This window comes from Pseudorhizobium xiangyangii (assembly GCF_020531965.1).
Taxonomy (GTDB): Bacteria; Pseudomonadota; Alphaproteobacteria; order Rhizobiales; family Rhizobiaceae; genus Neorhizobium; species Neorhizobium xiangyangii.
The window spans coordinates 97130-121012 of sequence record NZ_JAJAWH010000003.1 but is presented as its reverse complement, the minus strand read 5'-3'; the positions used below and the strand labels follow the sequence as shown (position 1 = coordinate 121012).

At 61.6% G+C, this 23883-nt stretch carries 25 protein-coding genes; 10 read left to right on the top strand and 15 right to left on the bottom strand.

Going from position 1 to position 23883, the window contains the following annotated elements; translation table 11 throughout:
* Positions 1 to 42: 42 nt before the first annotated feature.
* From LH464_RS03375 to dnaN, 7 genes are all read right to left on the bottom strand, one after another.
* Positions 43 to 204: a hypothetical protein gene (locus tag LH464_RS03375; protein ID WP_226784961.1), complete on the bottom strand. Its 162-nt coding sequence runs from the start codon at positions 202 to 204 to the stop codon at positions 43 to 45.
* A gap of 208 nt (positions 205 to 412) precedes the next feature.
* A complete protein-coding gene (locus tag LH464_RS03370) occupies positions 413 to 1393 on the bottom strand; it encodes a complex I NDUFA9 subunit family protein (RefSeq protein ID WP_226784960.1) in 981 nt (326 codons plus the stop codon).
* Between the two features lie 96 nt (positions 1394 to 1489).
* Complete coding sequence (locus tag LH464_RS03365) at positions 1490 to 1777, bottom strand: DUF1330 domain-containing protein (RefSeq protein WP_226784959.1); 288 nt, start codon at positions 1775 to 1777, stop codon at positions 1490 to 1492.
* Positions 1778 to 1800: 23 nt separating this feature from the next.
* Entirely contained in the window at positions 1801 to 2493 is a 693-nt protein-coding gene (gene pyrF, locus LH464_RS03360) for an orotidine-5'-phosphate decarboxylase (protein ID WP_226784958.1), read from the bottom strand.
* Entirely contained in the window at positions 2480 to 3079 is a 600-nt protein-coding gene (locus LH464_RS03355) for a histidine phosphatase family protein (protein WP_226784957.1), read from the bottom strand. The genes pyrF and LH464_RS03355 overlap by 14 nt, the downstream gene beginning before the upstream one ends.
* A gap of 6 nt (positions 3080 to 3085) precedes the next feature.
* On the bottom strand, positions 3086 to 3679 hold the full coding sequence (pmtA, locus tag LH464_RS03350; protein ID WP_226784956.1) for a phospholipid N-methyltransferase PmtA: 594 nt from the start codon (positions 3677 to 3679) through the stop codon (positions 3086 to 3088).
* A gap of 126 nt (positions 3680 to 3805) precedes the next feature.
* The gene (gene dnaN, locus LH464_RS03345; protein ID WP_226784955.1) at positions 3806 to 4924 is read right to left on the bottom strand and encodes a DNA polymerase III subunit beta; all 1119 of its coding nucleotides are present in this window, start codon (positions 4922 to 4924) and stop codon (positions 3806 to 3808) included.
* Between the two features lie 256 nt (positions 4925 to 5180).
* Here dnaN and rsmI point away from each other — a divergent pair, with 256 nt between their 5' ends.
* The 8 genes from rsmI to LH464_RS03305 all read left to right on the top strand — a co-directional run bounded on the left by rsmI (position 5181) and on the right by LH464_RS03305 (position 13624).
* A complete protein-coding gene (gene rsmI / locus LH464_RS03340; RefSeq protein WP_226784954.1) occupies positions 5181 to 6092 on the top strand; it encodes a 16S rRNA (cytidine(1402)-2'-O)-methyltransferase in 912 nt (303 codons plus the stop codon).
* On the top strand, positions 6082 to 6447 hold the full coding sequence (locus tag LH464_RS03335) for a YraN family protein (protein WP_226784953.1): 366 nt from the start codon (positions 6082 to 6084) through the stop codon (positions 6445 to 6447). Before rsmI ends, LH464_RS03335 begins: the two co-directional genes overlap by 11 nt.
* A gap of 126 nt (positions 6448 to 6573) precedes the next feature.
* Positions 6574 to 7893 (top strand): sn-glycerol-3-phosphate ABC transporter substrate-binding protein UgpB, encoded by a 1320-nt coding sequence (gene ugpB / locus LH464_RS03330; protein ID WP_226784952.1) that lies wholly within the window; start codon positions 6574 to 6576, stop codon positions 7891 to 7893.
* 98 nt (positions 7894 to 7991) lie between these two features.
* Positions 7992 to 8876: a sn-glycerol-3-phosphate ABC transporter permease UgpA gene (ugpA, locus tag LH464_RS03325; RefSeq protein WP_226784951.1), complete on the top strand. Its 885-nt coding sequence runs from the start codon at positions 7992 to 7994 to the stop codon at positions 8874 to 8876.
* Between the two features lie 12 nt (positions 8877 to 8888).
* Positions 8889 to 9737 carry a sn-glycerol-3-phosphate ABC transporter permease UgpE gene (ugpE, locus tag LH464_RS03320; RefSeq protein ID WP_226784950.1) on the top strand — a complete coding sequence of 283 codons (849 nt, stop codon included), beginning with the start codon at positions 8889 to 8891 and terminating at the stop codon, positions 9735 to 9737.
* A 2-nt stretch (positions 9738 to 9739) separates the two neighbouring features.
* Positions 9740 to 10843 carry a sn-glycerol-3-phosphate ABC transporter ATP-binding protein UgpC gene (gene ugpC, locus LH464_RS03315; protein WP_226784949.1) on the top strand — a complete coding sequence of 368 codons (1104 nt, stop codon included), beginning with the start codon at positions 9740 to 9742 and terminating at the stop codon, positions 10841 to 10843.
* A 75-nt stretch (positions 10844 to 10918) separates the two neighbouring features.
* The gene (gene gshB, locus LH464_RS03310) at positions 10919 to 11869 is read left to right on the top strand and encodes a glutathione synthase (RefSeq protein ID WP_226784948.1); all 951 of its coding nucleotides are present in this window, start codon (positions 10919 to 10921) and stop codon (positions 11867 to 11869) included.
* A 222-nt stretch (positions 11870 to 12091) separates the two neighbouring features.
* Complete coding sequence (locus tag LH464_RS03305) at positions 12092 to 13624, top strand: YifB family Mg chelatase-like AAA ATPase (RefSeq protein WP_226784947.1); 1533 nt, start codon at positions 12092 to 12094, stop codon at positions 13622 to 13624.
* Positions 13625 to 13705: 81 nt separating this feature from the next.
* Here LH464_RS03305 and cysK read toward each other — a convergent pair whose 3' ends face one another.
* The 3 genes from cysK to dut all read right to left on the bottom strand — a co-directional run bounded on the left by cysK (position 13706) and on the right by dut (position 15994).
* Positions 13706 to 14674: a cysteine synthase A gene (gene cysK / locus LH464_RS03300; protein ID WP_226784946.1), complete on the bottom strand. Its 969-nt coding sequence runs from the start codon at positions 14672 to 14674 to the stop codon at positions 13706 to 13708.
* Positions 14675 to 14803: 129 nt separating this feature from the next.
* A complete protein-coding gene (locus tag LH464_RS03295) occupies positions 14804 to 15418 on the bottom strand; it encodes a LysE family translocator (protein WP_226784945.1) in 615 nt (204 codons plus the stop codon).
* Positions 15419 to 15523: 105 nt separating this feature from the next.
* A complete protein-coding gene (dut, locus tag LH464_RS03290) occupies positions 15524 to 15994 on the bottom strand; it encodes a dUTP diphosphatase (protein ID WP_226784944.1) in 471 nt (156 codons plus the stop codon).
* Positions 15995 to 16092: 98 nt separating this feature from the next.
* Between dut and LH464_RS03285 the strand changes: the two genes are divergently transcribed.
* Complete coding sequence (locus LH464_RS03285; RefSeq protein WP_226784943.1) at positions 16093 to 17676, top strand: peptide chain release factor 3; 1584 nt, start codon at positions 16093 to 16095, stop codon at positions 17674 to 17676.
* 6 nt (positions 17677 to 17682) lie between these two features.
* Here the strand turns inward: LH464_RS03285 and otsA are convergent, their stop codons facing one another.
* Positions 17683 to 19062 (bottom strand): alpha,alpha-trehalose-phosphate synthase (UDP-forming), encoded by a 1380-nt coding sequence (gene otsA, locus LH464_RS03280; protein ID WP_226784942.1) that lies wholly within the window; start codon positions 19060 to 19062, stop codon positions 17683 to 17685.
* Positions 19063 to 19102: 40 nt separating this feature from the next.
* Complete coding sequence (gene otsB / locus LH464_RS03275; protein WP_255648256.1) at positions 19103 to 19912, bottom strand: trehalose-phosphatase; 810 nt, start codon at positions 19910 to 19912, stop codon at positions 19103 to 19105.
* A 181-nt stretch (positions 19913 to 20093) separates the two neighbouring features.
* Between otsB and LH464_RS03270 the strand changes: the two genes are divergently transcribed.
* The gene (locus tag LH464_RS03270) at positions 20094 to 20909 is read left to right on the top strand and encodes a class II glutamine amidotransferase (RefSeq protein ID WP_226784940.1); all 816 of its coding nucleotides are present in this window, start codon (positions 20094 to 20096) and stop codon (positions 20907 to 20909) included.
* 2 nt (positions 20910 to 20911) lie between these two features.
* On the opposite strand, the gene LH464_RS03265 is transcribed toward LH464_RS03270, so the two are convergent.
* The 3 genes from LH464_RS03265 to LH464_RS03255 all read right to left on the bottom strand — a co-directional run bounded on the left by LH464_RS03265 (position 20912) and on the right by LH464_RS03255 (position 23849).
* A complete protein-coding gene (locus LH464_RS03265) occupies positions 20912 to 21277 on the bottom strand; it encodes an MmcQ/YjbR family DNA-binding protein (RefSeq protein WP_226784939.1) in 366 nt (121 codons plus the stop codon).
* Positions 21274 to 22491 carry a bifunctional phosphopantothenoylcysteine decarboxylase/phosphopantothenate--cysteine ligase CoaBC gene (gene coaBC, locus LH464_RS03260; RefSeq protein WP_226784938.1) on the bottom strand — a complete coding sequence of 406 codons (1218 nt, stop codon included), beginning with the start codon at positions 22489 to 22491 and terminating at the stop codon, positions 21274 to 21276. Before coaBC ends, LH464_RS03265 begins: the two co-directional genes overlap by 4 nt.
* Positions 22492 to 22604: 113 nt before the next feature.
* Positions 22605 to 23849 carry a Zn-dependent hydrolase gene (locus tag LH464_RS03255; RefSeq protein WP_226784937.1) on the bottom strand — a complete coding sequence of 415 codons (1245 nt, stop codon included), beginning with the start codon at positions 23847 to 23849 and terminating at the stop codon, positions 22605 to 22607.
* Positions 23850 to 23883: the final 34 nt, after the last annotated feature.

Sequence of the window (23883 nt, the reverse complement as noted above, 5' to 3'; positions counted from 1 at the left end):
CCCTACTCGATAGAGTACAAATTGAAGAACAGTGGATTTTGCTTAGCGGGAAGACTTCGACGGGACCGAACCGGTCGCGCAGGGATCGACGCCATAGGCAGGAGCGCAGTCGTTTCCAGCCGCACCCGTCTGCGGTGCGATGAAGGAGCCGACGAGGATGGTAAGTGCCGCACACGCAAAAAACAGTGCGATGGGCTTGCCCATGGAGGAGTGCCTTTCAAAAGACGTGATAGCCGTAAGCGATGGTTTCGCTGCCGCCGTTTATTGGCCGGCAGCATATTTTTCAATAGCCGACTTTGCTGAATGCGCCGTTAACGACACAGTCTTTGCGGGTGAGGCCTTTATACCACAACGAGGCGAAGCGGCAGCGGCGTGAGGCCAAAAATCCGGTCTCGCCAGCCGACAAAAATGCTTAGGCGGCCTTGCCGGAATTGGTGAATTGTCCCTGCGGCCTATAGTGCACCAGGTAGGATGAAACCACCGATGCAAGAAGAGTTGGGCGGATGCCCATGCCTTCGAGAGTGCGCCCCTCGCGAATGGCTTCCTCCGAGACAACGTTGTCCTTCTTCAGGAGCGCAACCTGATCGCTGGTGATCGGTGGGGTGATGAAAGGAATGAGGGAAGCGATGCTGCCGATCATCGACGCGATACCGAAGGGCAGCGAGACGAGAGGCCGCTGACGGTTGGTCGCGCGCAGAACCAGTTCCATGCACTGGCGGAAGGTGAGGACTTCCGGCCCGCCCAGTTCGTAGATCTTGCCGCCGGGGACTTTGCCGTCGACGCTGAGGGCCACTGCCTGCGCGACATCTTCCACATAAACCGGCTGAAACTTCGTCTTGCCGCCGCCGATCAACGGCAGGGCCGGGAACATCTTTGCCATCGCCGCGAACTTGTTGAAGAAGCTGTCCTCCGCTCCGAAGATGATGGAGGGGCGCAGGATGATGGCGTCGGGGACGGTCGAGAGGAGGGCGGCTTCGGCGCGGCCCTTGCTGCGGCCGTAGCTGGATTGGGATTCACGATCTGCGCCGATCGCCGAAATGTGCACCAGCTTGGCGCCAGAAGCCCGTGTCGCTTCGGCAACGGCGCGTGCGCCGAAATCCTGCACGGCGTCGAAAGAGTTGCGGCCGCTCTCAAACAGGATGCCGACGCAGTTGACGACGAAGGAAGCACCCTCGACGGCACGATCGACCGACTTGCGATACCGGAGATTGGCCTGAACCAGCGAGATCTGGCCGACATAGCCGGAAGGCAGGAGGAAGCCAGCGAGGTCGGGGCGGCGTACAGCGACCCTGATCCGGTAGCCACGCTTGACCAGTGCCCGCACCACGTGACGGCCTACAAACCCGGATCCTCCAAAGACGGTGACGAGGGGCGGAAGATTGGACACGGTCATGGGATGCTCCGGGAGCTGCTATGGTAATGGTTCCCGGGTCTCTTAGACCAAATGCTGCGGTACGGGAAGCCGGAGAAATGCCGCATTTCCCGATTGTCAGACGCCTTCGACAACAACCATTTCCGCGTCGGCGACTTCCTGGCGGATTTTTGCCGCAGCCTGGTACTCAGGCGAGTTGTAGCAGTCGACGGCGGCTTGCAGCGATGGGAACTCGATGACCACGTTGCGTGCACGCGCTGTGCCTTCAAGCTCGTTGAAATTGCCGCCGCGTGCGAGGAAGTTGGCCCCGAACCGCTCGAAGGCCGGCTTGGCCGTGGCGACATAATCCTTGTAGCGCTCAAGGTCGCGAACATCGACCCGCGCGATCCAGTATCCCTTCGGCATCGTCTTCTCCTCCTGATCTGAAACTAAAGCACGCTCGCCATTTCGGCGAGAATGTTCTGGGCGGCAACCTTCGGATCGGGCGCCTTGACGATAGGCCGGCCGACGACAAGGTGGCTGGATCCTGCGCTGAGTGCGTCGGCCGGCGTCATGACCCGCTTCTGGTCGCCGGCATCCGATCCCTGAGGCCTGATGCCGGGGGTGACGACTGCCATGTCTGAACCGATGATCTTTCGGACGGCCGCCGATTCCTCCGCAGAACATACGATACCGCCCATCCCGGCGGCGGCGGCCTGTTCGGCGCGGCGGAAGACAAGGCTGCGCGGATCGCAGTCGTAACCGGCTTCCCGAAGGTCCACATCGTCCATCGACGTCAGGACAGTCACGCCGAGAAGCGTCAGGTCGGAGCCTTTTGCCGCTTCGACGGCGGCCCGCATGGCTTTCGGGTAGGCGTGGAGCGTTAGCATGGATACACCCATCGTGGCGGCGCCTTCGACGCCTTTTGCAACGGTGTTGTCGATGTCGAGGAGCTTCATGTCGAGGAAGACCTTCTTCCCCTCGGCGATCAGTTCGCGAGCGAAATCCAGACCTCCGACGAAGGCGAGCTGGTAGCCGATCTTGTAGAAGGAGACTTCATCACCGATCGCGGAGACGATCGACCGCGCTTCGTTCACCGTTGGAATATCGAGGCCTACGATAAGACGATCACGTGCGTTCATGTCCGAATCCCTTCCATTCTTCCATTGCGGTCCAGTCGCATGCCACGATCCGGTCCGCAAGGGAGAAGGCGAAGAGATTGCCGCCGCCGCCGGGTTGATCCCGGTCGCGGGAAATCGGCGTTCCGGTCAAATGGCATTTGAGCAGCGTGCCGACGCCGCCATGTCCGACGAAGGCGATCGGAACGCTGGTGTCGTGCTCGTCCAGGATACGCGTCACGGCCGAGACGATTCGAGCCTGCGCGTCGACCGCGCGTTCCCAGCCGTTGAAGCTCTCGTCAGGATGGGCGAAGAACCAGTCTGCTGCGCTCTCGAATTCCGGCGGTGGGAGGAAGCCGGTTGCCGAGCGATCGTTCTCGTGCATGTCGGCCACGACTTCAATCTCCAGTCCGGCAAGCTCGGCGAGGATCTCGGCGGTCTCGATGGCTTTTCGTTCCGTGCTGGAAATGATCCGCTGGAGCGTCGTCGCCCATGGCAATTGCGACGCCTGACGGGTCCGTGACCGGCCGCGCTCTGACAATCCCCACTCCGGCACTGGAACGGATGGATCGATCTCTACCTGCGGGTGGGTGATGTAGAGACCGAACATCGAAACTTAGCCCCGGCTGTAGATCCAGAGCTGTGCGGGTGGGATGTTTCTCACGATGAAGTCGAGATGCTTGATCTGGAAGCGATCCGGGCGCGCATCGATGGGTGAAACCGGGCCGTAGGTGATCTGCACGACAGGCCGGCCGGGCGGCATACGGTCCAGCAGGTCTTCGAGGAGGGCGATGCGGCGTTCCATGGGAAAGCTCAGCATCGGGATAGCCGAGATTACTGCGTCGAACTTCTTGTCTTTCCAGTCGCCGAGCGTGCGGTCGAGGTCGAAGGCATCGCCATTGATGAAGTGTACGCCCGGCATGGTGCGCTTCAGGTGCTGGTAGAAATCGGTCGAGTACTCGATGGACGCCAGGTTCTCAGGAGCAATGCCGCGCTTGAGGATCGCCTTGGTGATGATGCCGGTGCCGGGGCCCAGCTCGAGGACCGGCAGGCCCGACTCGGGATTGATGACGCTCGCCATGCGGCGTGCCGTAACGGATGAGGTCGGGAGAATGGCGCCAACGCTCTTCGGGCCGTCTATCCATCCCTTGAAGAACCGGATCTCCTCGTCAAACTTCCGGCCGAACCGTTCCTTCAAGCGCAATTCCATTGTCCGTCTCCTCGTCAGTTAGCCTTATGTGCATCGAATGACGCGAAAACAAGGCAGAATGTCGCATTCAGAAAACCGCAAAGAAAAAGCGGCAGGTGACTGCCGCTTTTTTCTTACTTGTCCATGTCAGACCCGCATTGGCATCAGCACGTAAAGCGCATCGTCTCCGGCGGTATCGCGCACCAGCGTTGGCGACCCCGCGTCCGCCAGCATGAAGATGGCGTCTTCACCGGAGAGCTGCGCCGTGATGTCGAGCAGGTACTTTGCGTTAAAGCCGATCTCCATCGGATCGTTGTCGTAGCCGACAGCGACCTCCTCGGTGGCGCTTCCCGAATCCGGGTTGTTGACGGTGAGCGTCAGCTGCCCTTCGATGAGAGCCAGCTTTACGGCCCGACCCCGTTCGGAGGAGATGGTGGAAACGCGGTCGACGGCGCGGGTGAAGCTCTGGCAATCGACGCGCATCTCCTTGTCGTTGCCCGTCGGAATAACGCGCTGATAGTCCGGGAAGGTCCCGTCGATCAGCTTCGACGTCATGATGACGGAACCGATCGTCAGGCGGATCTTGGCGTCGGAAACCTCGACGGTCACCACCATGTCCGGGCTATCGACCAGCTTTTGCAGCTCGCCCACCGTCTTGCGGGGGATGATGATGCCCGGCATTCCTTCCGAGCCCGCAGGCGCATCGACATCGGCGCGGGCGAGGCGGTGTCCATCGGTCGCCACGGCGCGAAGCTTCAGCTCGCCGTTCGACTCGATCGTGTGGAAGAAAATACCGTTGAGATAGTAACGGGTCTCTTCCGTCGAAATGGCGAACTGGGTGCGGTCGATCAGCATCTTCAGATCGGTCGCCTTCAGCTTGAAGGTGTGCGTGAAGCTGCCGGCCGTGAGATCGGGGAAATCGGCCTCGGGCAGGCACTGGAGCGAGAACTTCGAACGGCCGGACTGGACGATCATGGAGCCGCCATCGGGGCTGGTGGCCAACAGCACTTCGGAACCGTCAGGCAGCTTGCGGACGATTTCGTAGAGGAGATGGGCCGGCACCGTCGTGGCGCCAGGCTGCTCGACCATGGCGGCGACCGCTTCGGTAATCTCCAGATCCAGGTCCGTCGCCTTCAGTTCGAGGTTTGCGCCGGAGGCGCGCATCAGGACGTTCGACAGGATCGGGATTGTGTTCCGCCGCTCCACCACACGGTGGACGTGGTTCAGCGACTTCAGGAGATTGGACCGCTCAAGAGTAATACGCATGGACGCTACCGCTTTCGACCAGAGACGCCAGTCAACGCGGCGTCCGATAGTTGCCAGCCGGGAAAGGCCGGAAGATGTGGACGCGCAAAATGGCAGAGTTTTCCCACAGAATGCAAGAGCCTGAACGGCGCCTGCGGTTCCAAATTCGGACTCCACGCATCGATCCACAGGGAAAAACATCAGGCTGCTTGGCTTGCTCATGCGCCGTGCCTTGCCCATAAGGAGACATGAGCATTCTTTTCATCCGGGCATCCTTTTGAGCGACGAACACAAAACCACCCTGCGCGGTTACCGGATCGCCAACACGGCTATCCCGGCCCGTCCCGTCGAGCCTGCGCTTTATCTTGTCGCGACCCCGATCGGTAATCTTGGCGATATCACCCTGAGGGCACTGGAGACCCTCGCTGGAGCAGATGTGCTGGCGTGCGAGGATACCCGCGTGACCCGTGTCCTGCTGGACCGCTTCGGTATCGTCAACCGGCCCTTCTCCTATCATGAGCACAACGCCGATGAGGCCGGGCCGAAGCTGCTGGCAGCGCTGGAGAACGGCAAATCCGTGGCGCTGGTATCCGATGCAGGGACGCCGATGGTGTCTGACCCCGGTTACCGCCTGGCGCAACTGGCGATCGAGGCAGGACATAGGGTCGTTCCGATCCCGGGCGCGTCGGCGCCTCTTGCGGCATTGGTGGGTTCCGGAATGCCGTCCGACGCGTTTCTCTTCGCGGGTTTCCTGCCGGTGAAGGACAAGGGACGCCGCGACCGGCTGGCGGAGCTGTCGAGAATTCCGGCGACGCTGATCTTCTTCGAATCTCCGCATCGCATAGGGGCCAGCCTTGCTGCGGCAACGGACGTGCTGGGCGGCAGCCGTCGCGCCGTCGTCTGCCGGGAACTGACCAAGACGTACGAGGAGTTCCGCCGCGGAACGCTGGCCGAACTTGCGGCCTATTACGATGATCGGGCCGTCAAGGGTGAGATCGTCCTCCTGGTCGCGCCGCCGGATATCGATGATGTGCCCGGTGCGGTCGAGGTGGACGTGCTTTTGCGCGAGCTCGCGGCCTCCATGCCGACGTCCAAGGCGGCAGCAGAAGGCGCACGCCTCACGGGCCTGTCGAAGAAGGACCTCTACCAGAGGCTTCTGTCGCTGAAGGGGGAGGCGGGTGGAGATTGACCACCGTCTTCGCCGACGCAAGGCCGAGCGGCGTGGCCACGTCGCGGAATATGCTGCGGCGCTTCTTCTGCTGCTGAAAGGGTATCGGATCGTCGCTCTCCGCTACCGTACGAAGGTAGGCGAGATCGATCTCATCGCCCGCAAGGGTGATCTCGTGGTCTTCGTCGAGGTCAAGGCGCGTGTCGGCGAACGGGAGGCGGTGGATGCCGTCAGCGTCACGGCGCAGCGACGCATCCGGTCCGCGAGCGATGTCTGGCTTTCCAGGCGCGCCGATGCCGCCCGCCTTTCCCAGCGCTATGACGTCGTGGCCGTCCTGCCGAAACGGTTACCCCGTCATTTTCCGGATGCGTTCTGAACTTTAGGGGCTGCGGATCGGTGGATTGCCGGGATTGTTATGGTTCTGTCATGGAACCGTTACCCGGCCGTCATGCTGCCCCCCTATTGCGATCCCGTTCCGATAACGGAGTAAGGGATCAGATCAATGTTCAAGACGCTTTCGATTGCCGCCTTCGCGGCAACTATGTCCGCCTCCTCGGCGCTCGCGGCGACTGAAATCAGCTGGTGGCACGCCATGGATGCCCAGCTTGGCCAGAAGCTGGAATCCATCGCCGAGGCCTTCAACAACAGCCAGAGCGAGTACAAGATCGTCCCGACCTACAAGGGCACCTATGCAGAGACGCTGACGGGCGCAATCGCAGCATTCCGCGCCAAGGAACAGCCGGCCATCGTTCAGGTATTCGAAGTGGGCACCGGCACCATGATGGCCGCCAAGGGCGCCGTTAAGCCGGTCTACGAACTGATGACGGAAAACGGCGAGCCGTGGGATACAGCTGCTTTCCTCGCTCCGGTCACCGGCTACTACTCGGATACCGAAGGCAACATCCTGTCGCTGCCGTTCAACTCCTCCACCCCGATCATGTACTACAACAAGGACGTGTTCGAGAAGGCTGGCCTGGACCGCGAGACGGCTCCGAAGACCTGGGCCGAAGTCGAGGACTTTTCCAAGAAGATCATGGATTCCGGCGCTGCCAAGTGCGGCTTCACCACCGGCTGGGTTTCCTGGGTTCAGCTTGAAAACGTTTCCGCGATCCACGACAAGCCGTACGGCACGCTGGAGAACGGCTTCGGCGGTCTGGAAACCGAATTCCAGTTCAATGGCGACGTTCAGGTCAAGCACTGGGACAATCTGAAGAAATGGGCCGATGCCGGCCTCTTCCAGTACGGCGGTCCCGCTGGCGGTGCCGATGCCCCGGCCAAGTTCTACTCCGGCGAATGCGCCATCTACATGAACTCGTCCGCTTCCCGCGCCGGTGTTATCGCCAACGCCAAGGAATTCGAAGTCGGCTTCGCTCCGCTGCCCTACTACGAAGACGTGATTTCGGAGCCGAAGAACTCGATCATCGGCGGCGCGACCCTCTGGGCACTGTCGGGTCACAGCGACGAAGTCTACAAGGGCATAGCCAAGTTCTTCACCTACCTCTCGCAGCCTGAAGTTCAGGCTGATTGGCACCAGTTCACCGGGTACCTGCCGATCACCAATGCGGCATCCGACCTCGGCCAGGAACAGGGTTACTACGAAAAGAACCCGGGTTCCGACGTTGCCATCAAGCAGATCACCCGCGGCACTCCGACGCCCAACTCCAAGGGTGTCCGCTTCGGCAACCTGACGCAGGTTCGCAATGTCGTGGACGAGCAGTTCGAAGCGCTCCTCGCCGGCCAGAAGGACGCGCAGAAGGCGCTTGATGATGCGGTTGCCGGCGGCAACCAGATCCTGCGCGATTTCGAAGCAGCCAACAAGTAAGCCGATGTGAAGCGAGGCCGAGCCATAACGCTCGGCCTCGCTTCCCTTTGCAAATGCCTGCCAGACTTTTCGGGCCCTCGCGTCCGGCTTGGGGACCCATGCAGACCAAACGCACGATATTCTCGAACAAACGGCTGCCTTATCTCCTGCTTGCGCCGCAGCTTGTCATAACATTGGTGTTTTTCATCTGGCCGGCCCTGCAGGCGGTCAAGTCCTCCTTCGAGCGGGAAGACCCCTTCGGGTTCAAGACCACCTTTATCTGGTTCGAGAACTACACGCGTATCCTTCAGGATGCGGCCTATCTCAACTCGCTCGGAAACACGGCTGTCTTTGCGGTGTCGGTCACCGTGCTGTCGATGGGGCTGTCGCTGCTGCTGGCAGTCTGCGTCAACCGCGTCATGCGTCCCGGACGGATCTACACTACGCTTCTGGTTTGGCCCTATGCGGTCGCGCCGGTCGTGGTCGGCATTCTCTGGTGGTTCATGTTCAACCCCAGCATCGGCTTCATCCCTTATATCCTGCGTGGCTTCGGCATCAGCTGGAACCACCGGATCGATGGCAACCAGGCGATGCTGCTGATCATCCTCGCGGCATCGTGGAAGCAGATCTCCTACAATTTCCTGTTCTTCCTGGCGGGTTTGCAGTCTGTTCCCAACTCCCTGACGGAAGCGGCAGCCATCGATGGCGCCGGCCCGTTCAAGCGATTCTGGACGATCGTCTTCCCGCTGCTGTCGCCGACCACCTTCTTCCTGCTCATCATCAACATCAACTACGCCATGTTCGATACGTTCGGCATTATCGATGCCACGACGTCGGGCGGCCCGGCGCAGGCAACGAACACGCTGGTCTACAAGGTTTACGCGGACGGGTTCGTCGGCCTGAACCTCGGTTCCTCGTCGGCGCAGTCGGTCATCCTGATGCTGATCGTCATCGTGTTGACGGTCGTGCAGTTCCGCTACGTCGAACGCCGCGTGCAGTATTGAGGACGCCCGGACATGGTTGAAAACCGCCCCCTTCTCGATTTTCTGACTCATCTGGTGCTGATCACCGGTGTCGCGATCGTCGCGTTCCCGGTCTATGTCGCCTTCATCGCCTCCACCCACGGAACCGGCGCCTTTGTCAGTGGCGTGATGCCACTTCTGCCGGGCACCCATATGGTCGAGAACTACTCGATGATGTGGAACGAGGGCCTGACGTCTGCGGGCGCTCCGCCGCTCTGGGTCATGATGTTCAACTCGCTCTGGATGGCCCTGATCATTGCAGTCGGCAAGATCGCAATCTCGATCACCTCGGCCTATGCGATCGTCTATTTCAGGTTCCCGTTCCGTGTCCTGGCGTTCTGGATGATCTTCATCACGCTGATGCTGCCGGTCGAGGTGCGGATACTTCCGACCTTCAAGGTGGTTGCCGATCTTGGCATGCTCAATTCCTACGCCGGCCTGACGCTGCCGCTCATTGCCTCGGCAACTGCGACCTTCCTGTTCCGGCAGTTCTTTCTGACCGTGCCGGAGGAGATAATGGAAGCCGCACGCGTGGACGGCGCCGGTCCCCTGAAGTTCTTCCGGGACATCCTGCTGCCGCTCAGCCGCACCAATATCGCCGCGCTCTTCGTCATCCTTTTCATCTATGGATGGGTTCAGTACCTCTGGCCATTGCTGATCACCACGGACAGCAATTTCTACACGATCGTCATGGGCATCAAGCGCCTGGCCGCCAGCGCCGATGCCGAGCCGCTGTGGCACTACGCCATGGCCGCGGTGATGATGGCCATGCTTCCCCCCGTCCTCGTCGTCATTTTCATGCAGCGCCTGTTCGTCAAGGGCCTGGTTGAAACGGAGAAATAACAATGGCTTCCATCCATGTCGAAAATGTCGGGAAGATCTATTCCGGCGGCGTACGCGCCGTCAGCGACATCAACCTGAGCATCGCCGACGGCGAGTTCATCGTTCTCGTCGGCCCGTCGGGCTGCGGAAAATCGACCCTGCTGCGCATGGTTGCAGGACTTGAGACGATCAGCGAGGGGACTGTCTCGATTGACGGCGGCGTCGTGAACGACAAGGAGCCGGCCGACCGCGACATTGCCATGGTGTTCCAGAACTATGCGCTCTACCCGCATATGACCGTGCGACAGAACCTGGAATACGGCCTGAAGAACCGGGGCACGCCACGGCCTGAGATCGACGCACGCGTTGCGGAAGCAGCCCGCATGCTGGAGATCGCGCAATACCTGGACCGCAAGCCGCGGGCGCTTTCCGGCGGCCAGCGCCAGCGCGTGGCCATGGGCCGCGCCATCGTTCGCAAGCCGGCTGCCTTCCTGTTCGACGAGCCGCTGTCCAACCTCGATGCCAAGCTGCGCGTCTCGATGCGCGGCGAGATCAAGCGGTTGCAGCGCCGCCTCGGCACGACGTCCATCTATGTGACGCACGACCAGTTGGAGGCGATGACGCTTGCCGATCGGCTGGTCGTCCTCGATGGCGGTCGTATTGAGCAGATCGGCGCACCTTTGGAGGTCTATCACGAGCCGGCCTCCACCTTCGTCGCGAGCTTCATCGGTTCGCCGGCGATGAACCTGATGGAGGGTGAACTGCACGGCGACCGCCTCGCCGTCGGCCCGTCGATCCTGAACCTTGCCGGTTACGCGCCGACTTCGGGTCCGGTCACGGTGGGCGTGCGCGCTGAAGACTTGCGGCTTGCGACATCCGCGCAGGAGAGCTTCCTGTTGCGGGTCGAATATGTCGAGGAACTCGGATCGCAGCGCCTCGTACACGGCATGGTCGGCGACCAGCCGTTGACGGTGGCGCTGCCTCTCGAGGAGGCCTTGCAGGAGGAAATGAAGCTGACGGTGGAACCCCGGCGCCTGCATTTCTTCTCGAGGGAGACCGGTAAACGGTTGACCATGCCCGGCTCGGAGCCCGTCCGCAGCCGGCAGGTCATGGGGGCGGTAGCCTAGATCGGTCGATGGGAGACCGTTGCCTTTGGCCAGCCGCCGTCCTACATCAGGCGGGCATTTTCGAAGGGGCAGACAATGGCAAGAATCCGTACGGTTGCATTTCAGATGGACCATGTCTCCGGCATCAGCATCACCGGGGACTCGACGTTCGCCATGGCGCTTGAGGCGCAGGCCCGCGGATACGAGCTCTTCCACTATACGCCCGATCGCCTGACCATGCGCGACGGCAAGATTTTTGCCGCTGTCGAGCCGATGCAGGTGCGCGATGTGAAGGGCGAACACTTCACGCTCGGCGAGCGTGAGCGCATCGATCTTTCCACCATGGATGTCATCCACCTGCGGCAGGATCCGCCCTTCCACATGGGCTACATCACCTCCACGCATCTCCTGGAGCGCATCCACCCGAAGACTCTGGTGGTCAACGATCCGGCCTGGGTGCGCAATTCGCCTGAAAAGATCTTCGTGACGGAGTTCGCGGACTTGATGCCGGCGACGCTCATCAGCCGTGATGCAGAGGAGATCGCGCGCTTCCGCCAGGAAATGGGCGACATCATTCTCAAGCCGCTTTACGGCAACGGTGGCGCCGGTGTTTTCCATTCCGCCCGCGACGACCGCAATTTCACGTCGCTGCTCGAAATGTTCGATCAGGTCTATCGCGGTGAGCCTTATATCGCACAGGCCTACCTTCCGGCGGTGCGCAAGGGAGACAAGCGAATCCTGCTCGTCGATGGGGAGCCGGTTGGCGCCATCAACCGCGTTCCGGCGGAAACGGACAGCCGCTCCAACATGCATGTCGGCGGCCGTGCCGAGGCTACCGAGCTGACGAAACGGGAGCGCGAAATCTGTGCGCGCATCGGGCCGGCGCTCAGGGAACGCGGCTTTATCTTTGTCGGCATCGATGTGATCGGTGACTATATGACCGAGATCAACGTCACCTCGCCGACAGGTATTCGTGAAGTAAAGAAATTCGGCGGTGCAGACGTTGCCGCTCTCATGTGGGATGCCATCGAGGCGAAACGCATCTAATCGGCCAATGTCCGACTTATTTTGTGACCTGACAGCCGGATCGTTCCGGCCTTAGCTCCTGTTTGTTCTGCTTTCACAACCCGCTGCAACCCTGATGCAGCGGGTGCGCGAAATCGTTCGATGGATGTTCTTGTTTTATTCCGTTTTCCATGCCAGATTGCAATCGCTGGCGCAGAAAGCTTACATCGCTTGCGCCTCGGACATGAAGCTGGGGGCGGTATCATGGTGGCGCGTGTCTCTACGGTTGCATTTCAAGGCATAGAAGGCGTTCCTGTCGAAGTGCAGGTCATGGTCGGTCCCGGCAAGGTGAACATGCACATTGTCGGCCTGCCGGACAAAGCGGTGGCCGAAAGTCGTGAGCGGGTTCAGGCGGCTCTGCATGCATCGGGCCTGTCGCTCCCGCCCAAAAAAGTCACCGTCAATCTCGCTCCTGCGGACCTTCCCAAGGAAGGGTCCCATTTCGATCTTCCGATCGCGCTCGGGCTGATGGCGGCGCTGGGCGCAATTCCGGCCGACGCGCTTTCCGACTATGTGGCGATCGGCGAATTGAATCTCGATGGAACGCTTGCGGCGGTGGCCGGCGCCTTGCCCGCGGCGATCGGCGCCAACGCGATGAGCAAGGGGCTCATCTGCCCGGCAGACAGCGGCCCGGAAGCCGCCTGGGCCGGGCCTGACATCGATATCCTTGCCCCGCGCAGCCTGATTGCGCTTGCCAATCATTTCCGGGGAACCCAGGTGTTGTCGCGACCACAGCCGGCCATCCGGGCGTTGCCGGCGAACCTGCCGGATCTGGCCGATATCAAGGGCCAGGAGAGCGCCAAGCGGGCGCTGGAGGTGGCGGCAGCCGGCGGACACAATTTGCTCATGGTCGGGCCGCCAGGTTCGGGAAAGTCCATGCTGGCGGCACGCCTGCCGTCCATCCTGCCGCCGCTCTCGGCTGCCGAACTGCTCGAAGTTTCGATGATCCACTCGATCGCCGGGCAGCTGTCCGGCGGCAAGCTCTCGGATCGTCGGCCCTATCGGACGCCGCATCATTCGGCGACCATGGCGGCACTGGTTGGTGGCGGATTGCGGGCGAAGCCCGGGGAGGCGTCGCTTGCCCATCATGGCGTGCTGTTCCTCGACGAATTTCCGGAATTCTCGCCGCAAGTGCTGGATGCGCTGCGGCAGCCTCTTGAAACCGGTGAATGTGTGATCGCAAGGGCCAACCATCGCGTTTGCTATCCTGCCGCTTTCCAGCTCGCAGCGGCGATGAACCCTTGCCGCTGCGGCATGGCGGGCGAGCCGGGCCATACGTGCGCCCGTGGCTCGAAATGCATGTCCGACTACCAGGGGCGCATATCCGGACCGTTGATGGACCGCATCGACATCCGGATCGACGTTCCGGCCGTTTCGGCCGCAGACCTCATCCGTCCGCGGCCATCGGAAGCGAGCGCCGAGGTCGCCAAACGGGTGGCTGTAGCCCGCGAGCGGCAACGGGAACGCTTTGCATGGGCGGGCAGACCGGACATGTTGACCAATGCACGCTGCTCGACATCTCTCATCGAGAAGATTGCCGAACCGGATCCCGGTGGACTGCAATTGTTGAGAGATGCCGCTGAAAAGCTGAGATTCTCGGCCCGCGGATATCACCGGATCCTCAAGGTGGCGCGAACGCTGGCAGATCTCGATGGCAGCGAGACAGTTGGCCGCCTGCATCTCGCGGAGGCGATCTCCTATCGCATCGCCGGTGAGCGACTGTCGGCGGCCGCCTGACCGGGAACGTCATCCGGAAAGCAGGAAGGGCGCCGCAGCGCCCTTCGATGTCGAGTGTCTGATGCGGGGTCTGCCTGGATTTCAGCCGCCGAGACCTTCAAAGAGCGCCGTCGACAGGTAACGCTCTGCAAACGAGGGGATGATGACGACGATGTTCTTGCCGGCATTTTCCTCGCGGCTGCCGACCTTGATGGCGGCGGCAAGCGCTGCGCCGGAGGAAATACCGACCGGCACGCCTTCCAGACGTGCGACGAGGCGCGCGAGTTCGAAAGCCTCGTCGTTGCTCACCGTGACCACTTCGTCATAGATGCTGGTGTCGAGGATCTTCGGAGCAAAGCCTGCGCCGATGCCCTGGATCTTGTGCGGCCCCGGATTGCCGCCGGACAGGACAGGGCTGTCGGTCGGCTCGACGGCGATGACCTGGAGGTCCGGCTTGCGGCCCTTCAGCACCTGGCCGGCGCCGGTAATCGTGCCACCTGTGCCGATCCCGGAGACGAAGATGTCGACCTTGCCGTCAGTATCGTTCCAGATTTCCTCGGCTGTCGTCTTGCGATGGATTTCCGGGTTGGCCGGGTTCTCGAATTGCTGCGGGATAATGGCGTCGGGCAATGTGGAGGCAAGCTCCTCGGCCTTGGCGATCGCGCCCTTCATGCCCTTCGGACCTTCGGTCAAAACCAGTTCGGCGCCGAGCAGCGCCAGCATCTTGCGGCGTTCGATCGACATCGTCTCGGGCATGGTGAGGATGAGCTTGTAGCCCTTGGCAGCAGCCGCGAAGGCAAGCGCAATGCCGGTATTGCCGGAAGTCGGCTCCACCAGCGTCGTCTTTCCGGGAGTGATCTTGCCCTGCGCCTCGAGGCTCTCGATCATCGCCACTCCGATGCGGTCCTTGACGGAGGCGATAGGATTGAAGAACTCCAGCTTCGCGAGCAGATTGGCCTTCACGCCCTTCTCTTTCGCCAGCTTGTCGAGACGCACGATCGGCGTGTCGCCGATGGTTTCGGTAATCGACGCGTAGATACGGCCGCGGCCTGGCTTCTTGGCTTCCGACATGAAAATCTCCCTGGAATGTTAGATGGGACAATAGGTCGAAATCGGCGCATCGACCAGATGCCGTTACCTATCCCGGAGGTTGGTGTTGGAAAATTTGCGTTACTACCGGCCCTTGCAGGGGAATTTTCATCAGCCCCTGACGGCGATGTAGGCGGCCGTGCCCGCAAGAATGCCGGCGGCTGAACGATTGAGGGTCCTGAGCGAGTCGGGCCTTTTCAGAAGCGCGCGCGCCTGCGTCGCCAGCAGGATGTAGGGAATAAGCACAGCAATCAGGATGACGAAGGTGGTGCCGACAAGGATTGCATAGTCCCCGAGATCGATCTGCTCGAGGGGAATCAAGGTCGGCACCAGGGCGACATAGAAAAGCATGGTTTTGGGGTTGCCGAGGGTCACCAGCAGTCCCGACAGGAAGGAAAGGCCGACATTGGTGGAACGCTTTGCCTTGATGTCCTGTGCGATCAGGCCGGTCGTCCAGAGCTTCCAGGCGATGTAGGCCAGGTAGACGGCGCCAAGATACTTGATGATGAGAAAGGGAGTGGTGAAGGTCTGTGCGACCAGCGCCAGTCCAAGAATGACCGCAGTCAGATAGCAGAGGTCGCCGAGGATGAGCCCCAGCCCCATGACGAAGGTTGGCCGGAAGCCGGAGCCCAATGCCCGCGCAACGATTGCCGTCATCCCGGGACCCGGGATGGCGGCGGCGACGAACAATGCGCCGCTATAGGCGAGAAGCGTGGTCAGTGTCATGGTGAGCCCTCGAATTCCCATGATCGCTAGCGCCGGAGCAGAGATGTTGCAATAGCCTTGGCAATCTTGACGCGAGTGCGTTGCACGCTCCGGAGCAGGGGATCGTCAGATCCCGGTAGAACCGAAGCCGCCTGCTCCCCGTTCAGTGGCGCTGGCACTGCCGGCTTCCTCGACCCGAACCTGTGTCACGGGTGCGATGACCATCTGGGCGATCCGCATGCCGCGGGTAATGGCAAAATCCCCTTCACCAAGGTTCACCAGCAACACCTTCACCTCGCCCCGGTAATCGCTGTCGATCGTGCCCGGCGTATTCAGGCAGGTGATCCCGTGTTTGAAGGCGAGGCCGGAACGCGGCCGAATTTGCGCTTCGAAACCGTCCGGGATCTCGAACACGAAGCCGGTGGGTACAAGCGTGCGTTTGCCGGGCGCAAGCGTGATCACATCGCCTTCGTCCACTGCGGCGCTCAGGTCCATGCCGGCGGCGCCTGCCGTCTCGTAGGTGGGCAGGGGAAGCTCTGCCGCGTGCGGTAGCCGAACGAGAGTAAGCTTGGGCGTGGAAGGAGCGTGCATATTCATAAGCCCATTTGCCGACCGGTGATCGCCGGGGTCAAACACGAATTGAAAGTTATCCACGGAGTCGTTAGATACGCGACAACTCAAAGGATTATTGGACCATGGCCGAAAGTCTCGCTGAGGCGGTATCCCGCCGCCGCACCTTCGCGATCATCGCGCACCCGGACGCGGGTAAGACCACGCTCACCGAAAAGCTGCTCCTGTTCGGCGGTGCAATCCAGCTCGCCGGCGAAGTGAAGGCCAAGAAGGATCGCATCCAGACCCGTTCGGACTGGATGAAGATCGAGCGCGAGCGCGGCATTTCGGTGGTCACCTCCGTGATGACCTTTGAATATGAAGGCAATGTCTTCAACATCCTCGATACGCCCGGCCACGAAGACTTTGCCGACGACACCTATCGTACGCTGACGGCGGTGGATGCCGCGGTCATGGTCATTGATGCGGCCAAGGGGATCGAGCCGCGGACGCTGAAGCTGTTCGAAGTCTGCCGCATGCGCGACATCCCGATCATCACCTTCATCAACAAGATGGACCGCGAAAGCCGCGATCCCTTCGAGATTCTCGACGAGGTCGAGGAGAAGCTCGCGCTTGATACGGCGCCGATAACGTGGCCCGTCGGTCGCTCCAAGACCTTCAGCGGTTCCTACAACCTGGCGGAAAACACTTTCCGCGGCTCCGACAAGCAGGTCGAAGGCTTGCCGGTCAACAGCCCTGCCAATGTCGCCGAGCAACTGCCGGAAAACGAACGTGCGGTGTTCATCGAAGAGCTGGAACTCGCCCGGGAGGCCTGCCGGCCGTTCGACAAGCAGGCCTTCCTCGAAGGCCACATGACCCCGGTCTTCTTCGGTTCGGCGCTGAAGAATTTCGGCGTGCGCGATCTGATCAACGCGCTGGGTGATTTCGCGCCTCCGCCGCGCGACCAGGTGGCCGATATCCGCAAGGTTCATGCGGCCGAAGACAAGATGACGGCCTTCGTGTTCAAGATCCAGGCCAACATGGACCCCAACCACCGCGACCGCATCGCCTTCGCGCGCATCTGCTCCGGCAAGCTCGAGCGTGGCATGAAGGCGCGTCTGGCCCGAACCGGCAAGCAGATGGGCCTGACGGCACCGCAGTTCTTCTTCGCCTCGCAGCGCCAGTTGGCCGACACGGCCTATGCCGGGGACGTCGTTGGCATTCCGAACCACGGCACGCTGCGCATCGGCGATACGTTGACGGAAGGCGAAAACCTCGTCTTCCAGGGCGTTCCCAACTTCTCGCCGGAAATCCTGCGCCGCGTGCGGCTTGAGGACGCCATGAAGGCGAAGAAGCTCAAGGAAGCCTTGCAGCAGATGGCGGAAGAGGGCGTCGTGCAGCTGTTCTCGCCGGAAGATGGCTCCCCCGCCATCGTTGGGGTCGTCGGCGCACTGCAGCTTGACGTTCTGAAGGAGCGCCTGGCGGGCGAATATACCCTGCCGGTCTCGTTTGAAATGTCGCGGTTCTCGGTCTGCCGCTGGATTTCTTCAGAGCAGCCGGGTGAACTCGACAAGTTCATGACCCAGCGTCGCGGCGACATCTGCCGGGATCTGGATGGCGATCCTGTGTTCATGGCGCAGGATGCCTTTTCGCTTCGCTACGAGTCGGAACGTTATCCGGCTATCAAGATGGCAGCGATCAAGGAGTATCACGTCGCCAAGGCGGCGTGATAAACCTCAGTCAGCCGTAAGGTCCCTGAGAAAGTCGTCGCACCAACGGTTGATGTCGTATTCGAGGAGATGCCCCATCATCTTCTCCCAGCGCTGCTTGCGCTCGTCGAGCGACATGGTCAGCCCGCGGGCAATCGCGTGGGCCGTCCCCTCGATATCGTAAGGGTTGACGAGCAGCGCGCCCGAGAGTTCGCGGGCGGCACCGGCGAAGCGTGACAGGACCAACACCCCCGGATCCTCCGGATCCTGTGCCGCGACATATTCCTTGGCAACGAGGTTCATGCCGTCGCGCAGCGGCGTCACCAAGCCGATCTTCGCCAGCCGGTAAAGGCCTGCCAGCAGCGGCCGTGCCACGGAACGATTGACGTAGCGTATGGGTACCCAGTCCACCTGCCCGAGCGCACCGTTAACGTGGCCCGCCTGTTCGGCGACAGTGCGCTGCATCTGCTCGTATTCAGGCACTTCCGAACGGGATTTCGGCGTGATCTGCAGGTAGGTCACCTTGTTCTGGTAGGCGGGGTTTAATTTGATGAACTGCTCGAATGCGTCGATCCGCTGGGTAATGCCCTTCGAATAGTCGAGCCGATCGACGCCGATGATGAGGTCTCGACCCTCGATGCTCTGGCGCGCCTTGCGCACCATGACGTTCCTGGATGCCTTGACGGCAAATTCCGCAAAGGTCTTGGTCTCGATGGAAATCGAATAGGCGCCACCCTTGAAGGTTCGGCCGTAGGTCGAGAACTTCTTGCCGCCTTCCAGCCTCTCGCCGATTCCCTCGCGTACCAGCCCGCCGCCGAAATTGTCCAGGTCGTGGTCAGTCTGGAAGCCGATCAGATCGTATTGCGAGAGCCCGCGCATGATCTGCTCGTGGACCGGCATGGCAAACAGCACGTCGGCCGGCGGCCAGGGAATGTGCAGGAAAAAGCCGATCTTGTTCTTGAGCCCCATCTGGCGAAGTTCCGCGGCGAGCGGGATCAGGTGGTAGTCGTGCACCCAGATGATGTCGTCTTCCTTGAGCAACGGCGCAAGCTTGTGTGCGAAGAAGCGGTTGACGCGGAAATAGCCGGCCATTTCCTTGCGGCCGTACTCTGCGAGATCCAGCCTGTAGTGGCAGATCGGCCATAGCACCCGATTGGCGAAACCGTGGTAATACTCCTCGACATCCGTATCGGTCAGGTCGGTCAGGGCATAGGTGATGTTGCCATGCTCGCGAATGTCCAGCTTCGCGGGCTCACGATTGCCGCTGGAGTTTCCGGACCATCCCATCCAGATGCCGCCGCGTTCCTCCAGAGCCGCTTGCAGCGCTACCGCAAGGCCTCCGGCAGGCGCCGTGCCGCTCTTGTCCGGAACGGTGACACGGTTCGATACGACCACAAGACGGCTCAAGGCAAATTCCTTCCAGATTCAGATGATACGGCTTATCTCTCTAGCGGGCGAGCCGAGCCAGGATGTCGCGAAGCTTTGCAGCCGACGACAAGAACATGGTCGCCTGGGAGGCGGTTCCGTCAGGGAGAGTGGTGTCGCCGATCCGAACCGAGTGGCCACCGAGTGCGTTGGCGACCTTGAACATGGCCTCGTCGGTCAGATCGTCGCCGATGGCGATCGGGCGGCGTCCCTGGAACGGAGCTTCGCCAAGGTAGGCCTGCAGGGCTCCGCCCTTGTCGGCGTGCGCTGGTCGGATCTCGAATACCATCTTTCCGCGCTGCAGCGTGAAATCCTCGCCGGCCTGAAGCAGATAGTACCCCATCGCCTTTTCGACTTCGTCACACCATTCCGGCGCCTGGCGGTAATGGGCGGCGACGGCAGCACCCTTGTCTTCGATCAGCACACCCGGCCACTCGCCGGCAGCCGCGGCCAACGATGCCTTGACCTCATCGAAGGCCGCAGTCGCGGCAACGCGCTCGACACTGCCGTTGGCGGCCCGTCGTTCAGAGCCGTGAAGGCCGGCAATGGGGAACCGGTAGGGGCGGAAAAGCTCGTCGGCATAGGGCAGTGCGCGTCCTGTTACCAAGGCCAGAGCGCCACCGAGACGCTCGGATATTGTCTTCAGGTTGGCGGGCAGGGAAGAGGGGATGACAATGGTGTCGGGTGTGGGCGCCAGGTCGATGAGCGTGCCATCGATGTCGAGAAAAAGCGCCCAGGTATGGGGCTCGTTCGAGAGGGCTGTCACGAGCCATTCCAGCTGTTGAAGCGGATCGTGGCCACCCCCCGCTTGCGACGGATCAGGATTATGCATGGGCCAGTATGTAGACCGGCGTCTTGATGTGGCAAGGCCGGGAGAGGGTCAGAGGGACAGAATGGCCGAAGTTTAGGGGCCGAATCTGCGCGATGGGTGACGGGATTTACGGCCCATTAACCATGTGCGGCGACTCTCGCGGGTAGAAGAAAATACAGCACGAGCCGGAGCTTGAAGGAATATGTGCCGTTGGGCAGCCTATCGCGGTGATCCGATTTACCTCGAGGAACTCGTCTCCTCGCCGGCCCACTCCCTGATCGAACAGTCCCACTGCGCCACGCGCGCCAAGACTGCCACCAATGGCGACGGTTTCGGCATCGCCTGGTACGGCGATCATCCGGAACCCGGCCGTTACCGCGATATCCTTCCGGCCTGGTCTGATTGCAATCTGCGAAGCATAGCTCGCCAAATACGGTCGCCTCTCTTTCTCGCGCATGTTCGGGCAGCGACCCATGGGGCAACTCGTCGCGACAACTGTCACCCTTTCGTGCACGGGCGCTGGTCTTTCATGCACAATGGGCAGATCTCCGGGTTCGAGCGCATTCGCCGGCGGATGGAAGGTCTTCTGTCGGACGATCTGTTTCACGCCCGCACCGGCAGCACGGATTCCGAACTGCTTTTCCTGCTTGCTATTGAGTTCGGCCTGGATGCTGATCCGTCCGCAGCGATCGCAAGCGCCATCGCTATCGCGGAAACCTTCTCCCTGGAAGCGGGCGGTGAGGCTCTGGTTCGCTTCACTGCCGCGGCCTCCGACGGGCATGCGCTCCATGCGATCCGATATGCCACGGACAACCGCCCGCCGACGCTCTATGCCGCGCCGCTCGGCAATGCCCTCAGTTATTGCCTCGTGTCGGAGCCTCTCACTGACGATGTCGACCGGTGGATGGAAATCCCCAACGGCAGCATGGTGACCATCGGCGACCACGGCATGGTGACCGCAAATTTCAGACCGTCGGTGGACGCGGGTGCGGCGCTTTCGATGGCAGTCGCCGTCTAGCGTCAGCTGACCGGTGTAATGCCCAATTCCACACGCAGCTTCTTGGTCAGCGCTGCCGCAACTTCATTGTAGGAGCGCTTGATGTAGAGGTGCAGTTCGTCGGCGGAGAGTGGTGATTTCTCGCTGATTGCGACCCACCTTCTTTTGGCAAAGTAAGGTGCCTGTGAAATTCCCTCCAACGCCGTCAGGATCTCGAAGGTCTCCTCGGGGCATTTGACCACGATGCGTGCGCCGTCGCTATCTGCGTGCAGAAGCGTGAAGACCTTGTCGCCGACTTTTGCGACGCGTGAATCCCATTGATCCACCAGCGAGGTGCCTGCGAGCGAGGCAACGAACTGGTCGAAGCTGGATTGCGTGAAAAGTGTCACCGATGTTCGCCTTCTAATTTTTCGGCGACCAGTGCCGCCAGTCGCTCGGCCACTTCGTCCTTGGAAAGGTCCGGCCAATCCGAAATGCTGTCATGGGCGATAATCTTCACCCGGTTGCGCGTCCCGCCCATCACGCCGGTTTCCGGAGAGACGTCGTTGGCGACGATCAGGTCTGCGCCCTTCCGCACCAGCTTTGCCTGCCCATTCCGCTCGATATCCTGAGTTTCGGCGGCAAAGCCCACCACGATCTTCGGCCGCTGTGCATGGTGCCCGACCGTCTTCAGGATATCTGGATTCTCTGCCAGCATGAGCGGAGGAGGGGCTTCCCCGGGCTGCTTCTTGATCTTCTGGTCGGCCGACGTGACGACACGCCAGTCCGCGACGGCGGCGACCATGATGGCGATATCGGCCGGCAGGCGTGAGACGACGGCGTCGTGCATCTCGTCGGCCCGTTCCACATGGATAGTCTGCACTCCGGCCGGGTCGGCGATGGTGACGGGACCGGAGATCAGCGTGACTTCGGCGCCGAGCTTGGCGAGAGCGGCTGCGATGGCATGCCCCTGACGCCCTGATGAGCGGTTGGCGATATAGCGGACGGGATCGATCGGTTCGTGGGTCGGACCAGAGGTTACGATTGCGGTCCTGCCCGCCAGCGGTCGTTCGGAACCGCCCAAGAGATGGACGACCTCGGCTGCTATATCCAGCGGTTCGGCCATCCGTCCGAGGCCGGCCTCGCCGCTTTCCGCCATCTCGCCGCTCATCGGGCCAATGAACCCGACGCCGTCGCCACGCAGGATCTCGGCATTGCGCTTTGTCGCGGCGGCGGACCACATCTTCGGGTTCATAGCGGGTGCGACGAGAACAGGTCGGTCGGTTGCGAGCAGAACCGCGCTGGCAAGATCGTTGGCAAGACCGTGAGCCATCTTTGCAAGAAGATCGGCACTTGCTGGCGCAATCAGCACCAGATCGCATTCTCGCGCCAACCGGATATGGCCTACGTCCTGTTCGTCTTCCCGGGAGAAAAGGTCCGTGTAGACATGCGATGCCGACAAGGCCCCCACCGCCAGCGGCGTCACGAATTCCTGCGCTGCGGCCGTCATGATCGGCCGGACGGATGCGCCTCGTTCCCGTAGCCGGCGGATGAGGTCCAGGCTTTTGTAAGCCGCTATACCGCCGGAGATGATGAGGAGAATGCGCTTGCCGGTAAGTTCCATGAAGTGGTCCGCCGTGGGAAATGTGGCGGAAGCTAAGCCTTCGGCAATCGACTTGCAATGTGTGCTGCGTCGCTAAACTCGGCCATATGGCGCTCTTTTGCGCGGTCGCGCTGCTAGGCCCGGTCCTTGTCCATCGTCTGCACGGCCTCGAAAAGCACGCTGGCGCCAAGCGCGATATCGTCCGTTTCTGCCCATTCCTCCGCCGAATGGCTGCGGCCGTCCTTGCAGGGGATGAAAATCATCGCTGCGGGCGCGACGTTGGCAAGCCACATCGTGTCGTGCCCGGCACCCGACGCCATGCGGCGATGGCTGATGCCGGACGCGTCAGCGGCATGCTCGAGGATCGAAAGGATGCCCTCGTCGCAGGGCGTGGAGGGAACATCGGAAATACGCACCGGCGGAGCGATGGTCACGCCCCACTTCTCTGCGGCCCGGTCTGCTGTTTCGTTGACGAAGAAGCAGAAAGCATCCATGTCCTCGCGCATCTCGGCCCGCGCATCGATGAGCAGCCTGACCTTCGAAGGAATGACGTTTGCCGCATTCGGTTCGATGCGGAATTCGCCGACGGTCGCCGTGAAATGACGTGGCGATTGCGACAGCGACAGTGCCGCCTGACGGATATCGAGCACGAGTTCGGAGGCAGCGACCAGGGCATCGGCACGAGCATCCATCCGCGTGGTGCCCGCATGGTCGGCGCGGCCCTCCACGATGATCTCGATGCGCGTGATGCCGGAAATGGCGGTCACAATGCCGACATTCCGGCCCTCGGTCTCCAGCACCGTTCCCTGCTCGATGTGGAGTTCGAGAAAGCCCTTTATATCGGGGCGGTGCTCGGAGAGCTCGGTATTGCCGCCGACCTCGGCGATGCCTTCGGCCAGCGAGCGGCCATCGGCTTCCCGTGCCAACCATTCGGCCGGTCGCTGCCCGGTCATGCCGCGGCTGCCGATGCAGGAAACACCGAAAATGCTGACCTCCTCGGCGAGGAAGTCGATGATCTCCAGGTCGTGGTCGAGTTCAATGCCCTTGTCGGTCAACGTCCGGGCGACTTCCAGTGCGGAAATGAGGCCGGCGATACCGTCGAAACGGCCACCATCTGGCACCGTATCGGAGTGGGAGCCGATCATCAGCGTGCCCTTGCCGGATACCCGCCCCGCCCTGCGCCCGATCAGATTGCCGGCAGCGTCCACCCGCGTTTCCAGCCCGGCATCCCGCATCCGCCGTTCCACATAGGCGCGTCCTTCGAGAAACAGCGGGGAGAAGGCCCTCCGGGTCCACGGGCGATCCGGCTCGGTAATCGCGGCAAGTGCCTCGATGTCGGCTCCGATGCGTGCTGCATCCACGGGAAGGTTTCTGGTCATGCGGTCTCGGCCTCTCACTTTCAGGACAGATCTG